Raw genomic sequence first — 5,589 nt, 5'->3', positions numbered from 1 at the left:
TTAAAAAATTTAAAGCAAAATCATAATCTTACACAAAATTAGTTTTCAAATTGTCATATTGATGATTTTTTTTATTTCATCAAGAGTTTTCGACAAAATTAAAGTTTTTAACTAAATTTATTTCATAAAATTTTATTTTTAAGACATTTGCTTTTCTACAATAATTTACAACTTTTAACAAATGTGCTAATATAAGTAATATTAATAGGAAGAGAAAGACTATGAAAAAAAATATTCTAACGATTTTAAGTGAGTATAAAAAACGACTATTAAATGATAAATCAGTGGGAGACATTTTTTTAACCAAAATTAACACAAAAAGTAAAAATATTATTAATTTATTAGACTTATTATTTTTATCAAACCAAGACCCAGAAAAAGTTTGAAAAAATATTAATAAGAAAGAAAATCTTATTATTACTAAATTATCTGGAGAAACAATTAGGGAAATTTGTGGTTACGTTGGATGAATTATTAATAAAAGTAAAAATGATGCAGAATTTGTTTTACACTTAAAGCAACATGCATTTAATAAGTATCCCATTTTGCATTATTCAAAAATTCTTGAATTTATTTTTACATTGTTTGTTAAGAAAGATGGAAAAAAAGTTAGTGAGGAAAGCTTATTAAAATTAGAAAAAATTATTAGTGAAGAAACAACAAAAATTTTTAATAAATTTACACGAATTTTACAAGATGCTAAATTATATTACTTTGAACGAAACATTAATCCATTATATATTGGTTGACCATACATTGAAGGACTAACACAATCACAAAAATTTTTTCGTGCGCCATTATTATTGTGACCACTTAATGAACTTAGTCGCACAAAAACTAAAATTGTTTTAGCAACAAAACATGATGAAATTTTATTAAATTCAGCAATTCGCTTAAGTCAAATTAAAGATAGTAATTATAATGTTGCAGAATTTAGTTTTGATTCCCTAACTTTAACAAATGATATTTTTCAAAAAGCAATTACTGATTTAAAAACATTAGGATTTAAGATTAAAAATGAAGATAAAATAAATTATTTATACAATTTAAATTACTACAAACAAAATGAGCAATTATCTTCTAATATTGTTGTTAATAACTTTGATAAATATTTAATTAATAATTATCAAGTTAATAATTTAGGATTAGTTTTTGATTGTTATCTTGGAATGTATAATATTTCATCAACAACGTTATATCGTGATTATTGTGATTTAGAGAAAATTTCTGATCATTCTGTTAGTCAAATGTTTCAAAATGAATATAATATTGAGGAGGATTGAGCAGAAAACCAACTGCGATATCAAGAAGAATTAAATGAAAGAACAGTAATGGCAATTAACAATTATGATATTTCCCAGAAAGTGGCCATTAAGAAAGCATTAGAAAAAAATACAATTATTCAAGGACCACCTGGAACAGGAAAATCTCAAACAATTAGTAATTTAATTGTTAATAATTTATGTCGTGGGGAACGTGTTCTATTTTGTGCGGAAAAACAAGATGCAATTAAAGTTGTTTATAATAATATGAAAAAAATTCAAAATTATTGTTTAATGATTACTAACTTAGAAGAAAAAGAGAGTTTTTATCAAAAAATTTTAGATAGTATTAATAATATTAATCAATTATATCCAGAAGTAGAAAGTGCAATGTATCTAACTAAAATGGATCAGTTATTTGATAATATTAAGAAATATAAAATTTTTGCGCGCCAAAATACTTATCAAGATTATTTACAATTTTTAAATAATGTTAAGGACCATCCATTATCATTAGATTTTGAATTATTAAGTCAATTTTATTATTTTGAATTAGAATATGAAGATTATTATCGTCATTGTCATCGAATGTATCAAAATACAATTATAGTTCAAAAATTTTTAGCATTGTTTAATGATTTTCCGCATTTTGCAGAAATTTATCATCGTTTTCGAGCAAAAGAATTTAAAAAAATGTTAAAAAAAGCAGAAGGTTTAAAACCACATAAATTTTTAGCTTTAATATTTAATGTATTAAAAAATAATATTGTTAGTTATACGATTAATAGTGTTGATGAAAATAAATTTAATTTATTTAAAATTGAGGAAGCAGCTTTAATTGATGCATTAACAAGGGAATTTAAAAATATTGATTATTTTGTTAATCGTTTAGAATTGATTGACCAAAATGATCGTCTTCGTCGGGAAGACAAAAATTATGACTTATATGCTTACTTAGGAACTGTTGTTAAAACTGAAGCAGATATGCCATTAATTTATCAACATTATTTTGTTCATTGTTTTCAATCAGAACATGCTGAGTTATTAAAAGTTGGAACTTTAAATTGACGAGAAGAACTAACTAAATTAAGCAATCAATCAATGGTTAATACAACGGAATATTTAACTTATTTATACCATCAACAAATTCGAGATGTTATTAAAGCAAATTATATTGAAACACTGCCTAAAATTATTGAAGAATGTCGAAAGAAAACAAAACGGTCAATTACTTATTTTTTTAAAAATAATTATGAATTAATTAAAATTTTATTTCCTGTTATTATGGTAACTCCAGATATTGCCTCGCAATTATTACCATTAAATCATCAAGAATTTGACCAATTAATTTTTGATGAAGCATCACAAATTTTTGTTGAGCGCGCAATTCCAATTATTTATCGGGCAGAACGAATTTTAGTTGCTGGGGATAAAAAACAATTAGGACCAACAAATTTCTTTTCATCCCGGTTTGATTATGATGGATTAGAACAAAACGAAGAATTATTATCCCTTGAAACAACCTTAACTGATAAGAGTTTACTTGATTTTGCTAGTAAGCAATATAATTCTAGTATGTTACGATTCCATTACCGGTCAAAGTATAGTGAATTAATTAATTTTTCAAATGCTGCTTTCTATGATAATAATTTAATTATGATTTCAAATAAGACAAAAAAAGATTTTCCATTAAAATTAATTGATGTTCCCGATGGGGTATGAAAAAACCGCGGGAATATTCCTGAAGCAAAACGAATTGTTATGTTACTAAAAGAAATTATTACAACTCGAAAACAACAAGAAACAATAGGGGTTGTTACTTTTAATGAAGTGCAAAAAAACTTAATTTGACAATATTTAACTGCGGAATTTGAAAAAATACCAGCATTAGAACAAGAATTACATCGAATGCATAATGGTCGTAATGAAGGATTATTTGTTAAAAATCTTGAAAATATTCAAGGTGATGAACGTGATATTATTATTTTTTCAATTGGTTTTGCCCGAGATGAAAATAATAAATTTGCACAATTTTTTGGTCCTTTATCGCAAGCAGGTGGTGAGAATCGCTTAAATGTGGCAATTACGCGGGCTAAAGAAAAAATTTATATTGTTAAGTCATTTCCATCAGCATTAATTTCAGAAGATTCAAAACATCCTGGTCCGCGGTACTTTAAATATTATTTGAAATATGTTGAACAATTAAACCGTGGTAAAGATCAAGAAGACAAAGTATTAGCAAAGTTAACAACAGCAAAAAGTTATGACCAAGAACAGCAAATTTCTAAAATTAACCGACAATTTACAACAGAAGTTGCCACTGCTTTAACAGCAGCCTTAAATGGTTATGAACATTATCAAATTGCAACATATACAGTGCAAGGAACTTATCAAATTGATGTTACAGTATATGATCAGAAAAATGACCATTATGTATTAGGCATTATTTGTGATGATTTAACATATCCAATTGGGGTTGAACAAAAAGAATATGATTTTTATCGTCAAAAGTATTTGGTTGACCGTGGATGAAAAATTGAAGCAATTTTACATAGTAATTGGTTATTTAAAAATTACCAAGCAGATATTATTAATAGAATTGTCCAAAAAATTATTGGTAAATAGGAGGCCTTATGAAATTTGATTTAACTAAAATTAAAAAAATGAAAAATCTTAAGGATTTAGAAATATATTTATTTAAAACATATTTACCAAAAAATGGTAATCGGATTATTAAAGCAGAATTATTAAATTTAATTCATACTTATTTTCCAACCGTAACTTCTGACCAGGCAAATCAATTTATTACATTATTAAAAGATAACCGGGTTATTTTTCTCCGCGGATATCATTATGTTGGTAATGAAACATTAGAATCATTTAGTCGACAAGAACAAGAAAAAGAAGATATAGTTGAACCATCTGTGTCGCCTTCAACAAAGCCAATTGCGAAGTTAAGTTCTAATTTTGAACAAAAAGAAAAATCTGAACTAACAGCAAAAGCAACATCACAACGCAAAACAATTGATTTTAGTAGTCTATCTTTCCCAGACCGGTATTTCAATTTTATTCAGTTATTATATCCAATTAAAAATGAAAAGAAAAAACCTGTAATTGCTTTACATGATATTCCTGATTTAATAGTTAATAATTCTTCTAATGAAGAAAAATATTTTAAATTTAACAAACAACATATTATGACAAATGATGACGATAATTATATTGACCCAACAAAACGGAATATTATTTTAAAAGATGACCCTGAACCAATTGACGAAGAACCTTCGGAATGAACAACTGTTAAATCAGAAAAGTTAACATTTGATTTTTCTAATCCAACTAGTTCTGAAGCAATTTGACGAAAAATGAGTATTAGTCAATATCGAAAATATTTTTTATCATATCATCAAATTATGCCGTTTCAGTACCAAGGGTTGAATAAGTTTTTTATTGATTATTTATTAGCTTTACCAATTAATGATAAATTAATTACAAATTATTATAGTAATGTAATTGTGAATAAAAAAATTTATCAAGCTTTGTATGATAATTATTTACGAAACCGGATTAAGTATGCCTTTTTAATTGATTATAATTTATTTTATGATGTTCCTTTAATTCAAAAGAACCTTGATAAATATCATAAAGAAGTTAAAACAGCTGCTGAAAACATTATTCTTAATTTATTTATGCAATTTTTAAGTTCAACTTTTAATGTTAATGAAAAAAAATTACAAATTAGTCCAGAAGTTATTAGTCAAATTAAAGCTTTTTATTGATCATTTAATCAAAAAATGCATTTATTTGAATTTAAAGATTATATTTTTTCAACAAACCCAAAATGAAAAGAAGAATATGCAATGAATTTTATTAACTTTTTTGAAGGATATAAATTTACTTCAAATCAACAAGCAATTAATTTAATTATTGATCATTTGGAAAGTGATAAACTATTAGAATTATTAAAAGAAAATATTAATAAAATTAACTTTAAAAAAACAACAATTAATGACCATGTCCTATGATATGATGTTAAAACTAGTTGTCATTTATTAGATAATGAATTAACATATATTAAAGGAAACTTATTAAATAATATTCAAACTATTTTCGAAGAGACAATTAGTTAAAAAGTGCTATTAAGTTAATCTTAATAGCACTTTTTTAATTAAATATTTAGAAAAATCTTATTTTATAACATTTTATCTAAAAATTGTCATACTTTTTCTTTAATTTTGTCGAAAACTCTTGATATTTATAAAATATACCTAAAATTAGGTATATTTTTAATATATGGAGGTAAATAATTAATGAAAAAAATAATTAA

The 5,589-nt window shown here is 24.5% G+C and carries 2 protein-coding genes; both read left to right on the top strand.

Annotation, left to right across the window (positions count from 1 at the left end; genetic code table 4):
- Window positions 1–221: 221 nt before the first annotated feature.
- Window positions 222–3,887, top strand: coding sequence for an AAA domain-containing protein (locus EHV01_RS02850; protein ID WP_422066115.1), 3,666 nt, complete (start codon window positions 222–224; stop codon window positions 3,885–3,887).
- Between the two features lie 8 nt (window positions 3,888–3,895).
- Window positions 3,896–5,392, top strand: coding sequence for a hypothetical protein (locus EHV01_RS02845; RefSeq protein ID WP_422066114.1), 1,497 nt, complete (start codon window positions 3,896–3,898; stop codon window positions 5,390–5,392).
- Window positions 5,393–5,589 lie beyond the last annotated feature (197 nt).

Source organism: Spiroplasma sp. hy2 (assembly GCF_044714365.1).
GTDB classification, from domain to species: domain Bacteria; phylum Bacillota_I; class Bacilli_A; order Mycoplasmatales; family Mycoplasmataceae; genus Spiroplasma; species Spiroplasma phoeniceum.
This window is presented reverse-complemented; position numbering and strand designations above follow the sequence as displayed.